A 5,323-nucleotide genomic window follows, 5' to 3' on the forward strand; every position below is an offset into this window, starting at 1 on the left:
TGTCACGCCGGGGGTCGCGGGTTCGAGTCCCGTCCGCTGCGCCATATTCGGTAACTTGGAACACTGAACGCCAGGTCACCACACAAGAAGCCCGCTTTATGCGGGCTTTTTGCTGTCTGGCGTTTGGCAATTCTGTGTATATAACTATGTAGTGCCTGCAAGGCACGCAGCTTTCGGATGATGGGCAACGTTTCCATGACAGTCATGGGAAGTGTTCGATATCTACCGAGAGACTGAAAACATGAATACCCTCCCTCCTGAAACTATTGTTTCGTCATCGGCTGCCGCTCCGGCAGCAGGATCGAATCCGGCTTTTCTGACCTGTGATGACGCAGCGGCCTTCATGCATGAGTCGTTGAAAGGTCGGCGAAGTACCGAATTCACCGGCTTCATCCTCAAAAACACGGAAGGGCGCTTTTATTGTGCCCTGGAAGTGAAGAGCGCCGATGAACTTGCTGACACAGAACTCCCCCGCGATTTCCCGTTAACCGTAGCCGTGAATCTTCTCGGTGAGATGGAAGTGCCCAGCGGCTATTCCCTTGAAGCGAGCCTGGTCTCCCGCGTCGACAAAGCAAAAGGTTTCGACGAAAGCGCCGTAGAGTGGAACCAGCGCAACCTTTTCCATTCGGTTGCTGATTTGCACGCGGTCATGTCTTCGCGACGTCAATATTCCAGGTGTTATCTGTCGGCCAGTGATGGCGGGCTTATTGCCTACACCTCAAGCCTTTCCGACTTCGAGAAGGAGTTGTCGCCAAGGCTTCAGCTAAAACCTGACGGGAGACCGCAAAACTTCGAGAGTTTGTATGAAAGAGGTGCAATCCCGAGCAGTGTTCTGATTTTGCTGGCGATTGCGGCGGGTGAGGTAACCACTGTGGTAGCCGGTAGTCTCTGGAGGCGCAGGGGCAGGCTCAAAGCCAGTTGGAGAAACGACATACTGCAACATAATCCGCCAATCGAGTTGATGCCTGTCTGTGGTCCGGTTCTAAAGGCTGTCAGTGCTGTGGCTCATTATCTTCATGAACAGATGCTCAAGTTATCGCACCTGCAGCAGCACGTCGGCATCATTCTCAAGCATAAAACTCAGGACGTTTTTGTCGTCACCGCACCGGTGGCGAGCGATTACGCCAGTTTTGACCGGCACACTATCTTTCCCAAGGGGCCCCAGGCAAACGTGCTGCTGCCGGCACAGTTTCGGATTCATGGCTTCTATCACTCCATGAAAACTATCGCTGATGACAGGCTGCCCGCGCAGGAAGTGCAGCTGTATAAAAACTTTTTCTCTGCCAATGATCTGCGCACCGGGTTAAGCCGATTTATCGTCGCACCGCATCATCGGGTATTTCTGTGTACGCCGAGTGGGGCTGTTTTGCGATTCTCCAAACCGGAACCCGAAAAGCTGCAAAACCTGATGGCGCAGTTGGATCCCCAAAACGCTGACTATCAAGATTTCGAACAGAAGATTCTGAGCGGTGAGATGCGTGTGCAGGCGTTTGTCGATCGGCTGGCGGCTGCCGGAACCCTGAGCGTCCTTTATCCTGGCGATGTCTGGGCAAAGGGCAGGGTCCTGGCTCCTACGGCAACTGTGATCATGGGGGACGAGTCAGCGCAATGAAGACTCGGCATTGCGACTGTGTCGATAGTCACTGACCGCCTCATAAACAGCTTTGCGCAGCCGATTGATTCCACCGATGGGGCGGTGCGCCTCAAGCCCGAACCACGGATTGAACGAAAGGTTGTCGCATTGCAGATTCTGCGCAGGCGTATCGAAATCCTGAGGCGGCAAAGTGATCCGTGCCACCGTTTCGAACGGGGAATCCTGTTCACGCCATTCGATGCTGGTGTCCTCGATCGGCATGTACTTGTTCGCATCCTGGCGCTGGATCTGCAAGGCAAAGCAGGCCGGCACCCGGTCGGTGGACAATTGCTGGTTAAGAGCATTGCGCAGAAAGTTCGGCAGATCGCGGTTTTGCCTGGGTAAAACGTATGTCGGGCAATTATCCGGATCCGGCCTCACCCGAAACTTCGCATTCGCCTCGCCGAACTTGTACGGCGATACAGAGAAGTAAGTGCTTTGCGTCGGGCTTTCTGGCGGCGGGGACAGCGTTGCCAGCGCAATGAACAGGTGGCGGACCTGCCAGGTTCGCGGATCCCATCCCGGAAAAAACGCCATGATTTTTTGCCCATTGGCTTGAGCCGCGACATTCTGCCGATACTCGGCAACATCGCTGACAAAGAAATTCGGATGGCTGAACATCACAAAGTCCTGTTCATGCTGCCCCTGCCGGTCAGCAAGCAGCGGCGTACCCGCAACATCGAGCAACTTGATCGCCATGCCTCGGGCATCGCGCATGCTGTCGAACTGCGGATAGGCATTGCCGTTGGAAAAACGCAGGGTGGCCTGCCAGACCTTGCCCGGCTCACTGAATACACCCTGACGCAGTTCCTGCGCCAGTTGCGGCAACACCTGCACTTGGGCTTTGACACAGCCATGTGCCTTGGCGTGGGCGTCGCGCAGATAACGGGTGCTCTCACGGTGCTGGTCGACGATGCGCACAGCGGTCTGGATCACGTCCTGGGTCATGGCTGATTCGCCGTCCGGAATCTGTTCCAGTGCAGAAACCGGTCCACGGTGCTGCCAGACGAACCACGCAGTAGTCAGAGCCCAGATCAGCAGGCCGATGCCGAGCGCGATCAGCAAGCACTTGCCGAGCAATCGGCCCAGGCGCAACCACACCCTGGCAAGCAGTGGCAGATCCTTCTTGAAGGTGGTCATGATCATGGCAGTTGCGCCTCCAGCGGGCCGCCCAACACTTTCAGGTACTCCAGCAGCGCCCAGCGCTCTTCGGGTAACAGCAGTCGGCCAATGACACCTCTGCCGCGCTTGCCGGCGCGGAATTCATGGCCGCTGTTGTGGTTGCCGGTGATGCGGGTATCGAACAGGAAGCCATTGGTGAACGCTTCTGTGCGATAACCCAAATGCCGCGGATCGTATTCGAAGGTGCCTTTGTAGAACGTGGTGGATCGCTCATCTTGAGGCGACAACAATTGATAAAGGGTGGGAACCGAGCCGTTGTGCAAAAACGGGGCAGTCGCCCAAACCCCTGCCAGTGGGCGAGCCTTGTAAGCGACCTTTTCGCGAACGCCGATAGGCAGGCCGAAGCCATCGAGCCGAGGCTTCTCTTGGGCAGTGACATCGGCTTCACGATAAGCGCGCTTTTCGACGAGCGCGGTGACATAAGCCAGGCCCCTGGCTACCGATAGCTGACTCAAGTCCAGCGGTTCCTTGGGCGTGGGGTGCAACTTCACGTCCATCTGCTCCAGCTCTGCCAGGTTCCATTGCAGGGCGGTCAAATCAAATCGGTGGTTGGCGATATTGTTCGCCGCGCTCGGATCCGTACCGATGAAGTCCACTGGCAGCATGTGCAAACGTTGCACCCAGCGCTCACCTTCCTGAGTCTTGTGCGGGACATGGCAGCCGGCGCAATTTTCGGCAAACAGTGTGCGGCCCCTGGCTGCGAGCGGTTTATCGACAATGCCGAACAGGGCTTGCGGCCAGGTGGGTGGTTTCAGGCGCTGCAGGGTTTCTTCGATCGCATGCAGGTCGCGCACGCGGACGCTGGAGGCGTAGCGCTCGTCGCCTTGCAGGGGCTGGCCGTTGGCGTCGAAGAAACTCAAGGTTGCGCCGACGCCCAGCGCCTCACCGATATTGCGTGCCATCGGCTGTTGCGCCGACCCGTTCCATTGCACCCAGTCGAACGTCCACATGTCCCATAGCTGTGGATAATCCACCGGGGCGTTGGCGACGCGATAGTTGGTCGGGGAAATGGCGTCTCCGAAGGTTGCATTGGCAATTCGGCCAAAAGCATCGGTGCGGCCAGGACCTTCCTCGGTGGGGTAGAGACCGCGATGGGTATCGTTCCAGGCGACCTTGAGGAACGTGTTCAGCGAGTTTTTGAAGTCCCTGCGCAGTTGCGCATGAGCAGCATCGTAGTTTTCGCCCAGTACTTGGCGGGCGAAACGCTCGAACTTCCAAGGGTTGTAGTAGGTAGATGTCAGGCTGGCGACCAATGCCTGTCCGAAACTCCCGCCGCGCAACGTAGGAACGCTGGAAGGCAAAACATGTTGCGCCGAGCCACCATCGATGCGCACCGCCTGGCCGTTTAACCGCAGTTCACCGGTGTGGCAAGCGGCGCAAGTTATGTCCAGATATTGCTCCGAACTTCCGGGGTTTCGGTGCCGGGTGAAGCCTACCGGCAAGTTGCCGGGATTGTTCGGCGTGGCTTTTTGCTGGGGATCAATCAGAAATCCAAAGCGAGCGAGGTATTGCGGTGAGGCGAAACGCTGTTGCGAGAACGGCAGTTCGAGGGCTTGGAACCACTCGTAGCGCAGGCCTTTGACCTGTGTGCCCTGAGGCGTGAAGTAATAGGTTTGCCGTTCCTCGGCACTCCACTGATCCAGGTAATGCACTTGCTGCACTGGCGAATGGAAGGGCAATTTGGGGTTGGCGATGTAATACAGAACCACGGCCAGCCCAGCCACCAACAGAAAAACGACCACAATCAGCAAGCGGAGGAGGAGGCGCAAGATGAACATCCTTGTCGATTTTTCGCCCGTTATGCCTGAGTGGCCAATTAGCGGCAAGAGGCCATTACGCCATATGTCATCAGGGCAGAACTGCCTCCTTCAGATCAATCTGACAGAAGTTTCATCTTGCTCAACTGCAAAAGCGTTTAAACACCTGAACTTATCGTAAAACTCTTGCTCTCATGCCGGTAGCCATTGGTCGTGGCGGCCTGATAAGCTCGCGGCTTTACTCGATTGCCCTTTCGGCGCATGAACAAGGAAATAGCATGAAACAGCATCGGTTGGCAGCGGCGGTTGCCCTGGTTGGCCTGGTACTCGCGGGTTGCGACTCGCAGACCAGCGTAGAGCTGAAAACCCCGGCGCAAAAAGCTTCCTACGGCATTGGCCTGAACATGGGCAAAAGCCTGGCTCAGGAAGGCATGGATGACCTGGACTCCAAAGCCGTAGCCCAGGGCATCGAAGATGCCGTCGGCAAAAAAGAACAGAAACTCAAAGACGAAGAGTTGGTTGAAGCGTTCGCCGCACTGCAAAAGCGTGCCGAAGAGCGCATGGCCAAAATGAGCGAAGAGTCGGCAGCCGCCGGCAAGAAATTCCTCGAAGAGAACGCCAAGAAAGCTGGCGTAGTGACCACCGCTTCGGGCTTGCAGTACGAAGTGGAAAAGAAAGCCGATGGCGCTCAGCCCAAGCCGACTGATGTAGTGACCGTTCACTACACCGGCAAGCTGACCAATGGCACCGT

General features: G+C 56.7%; 4 protein-coding genes. 2 read left to right on the top strand and 2 right to left on the bottom strand.

Going from position 1 to position 5,323, the window contains the following annotated elements:
• Nucleotides 1-241 precede the first annotated feature (241 nt).
• On the top strand, nucleotides 242-1,612 hold the full coding sequence (locus D8V06_RS15780; protein WP_130931272.1) for a hypothetical protein: 1,371 nt from the start codon (nucleotides 242-244) through the stop codon (nucleotides 1,610-1,612).
• Here D8V06_RS15780 and D8V06_RS15785 read toward each other — a convergent pair.
• Both D8V06_RS15785 and D8V06_RS15790 read right to left on the bottom strand, forming a co-directional pair.
• Nucleotides 1,601-2,779, bottom strand: coding sequence for a catalase family protein (locus D8V06_RS15785; protein WP_130905270.1), 1,179 nt, complete (start codon nucleotides 2,777-2,779; stop codon nucleotides 1,601-1,603). The genes D8V06_RS15780 and D8V06_RS15785 overlap by 12 nt on opposite strands.
• Nucleotides 2,776-4,584 (bottom strand): di-heme-cytochrome C peroxidase, encoded by a 1,809-nt coding sequence (locus D8V06_RS15790; protein WP_130905271.1) that lies wholly within the window; start codon nucleotides 4,582-4,584, stop codon nucleotides 2,776-2,778. The genes D8V06_RS15785 and D8V06_RS15790 overlap by 4 nt, the downstream gene beginning before the upstream one ends.
• A gap of 266 nt (nucleotides 4,585-4,850) precedes the next feature.
• Here D8V06_RS15790 and D8V06_RS15795 point away from each other — a divergent pair.
• Nucleotides 4,851-5,323, top strand: a 473-nt coding sequence (locus tag D8V06_RS15795; protein ID WP_130931273.1) for an FKBP-type peptidyl-prolyl cis-trans isomerase N-terminal domain-containing protein, incomplete at its 3' end; no start/stop codon positions are given.

Source organism: Pseudomonas sp. Sample_24 (assembly GCF_004307605.1).
In the GTDB taxonomy this organism is placed as follows: Bacteria; Pseudomonadota; Gammaproteobacteria; order Pseudomonadales; family Pseudomonadaceae; genus Aquipseudomonas.

What these genes read in the sequence shown, in the direction of transcription:
- D8V06_RS15780 (WP_130931272.1), top strand. Translation starts at nt 242, where the DNA reads ATGAATACCCTCCCTCCTGAAACTATTGTTTCGTCATCGGCTGCCGCT.
- D8V06_RS15785 (WP_130905270.1), bottom strand. Translation starts at nt 2,779, where the DNA reads ATGATCATGACCACCTTCAAGAAGGATCTGCCACTGCTTGCCAGGGTG.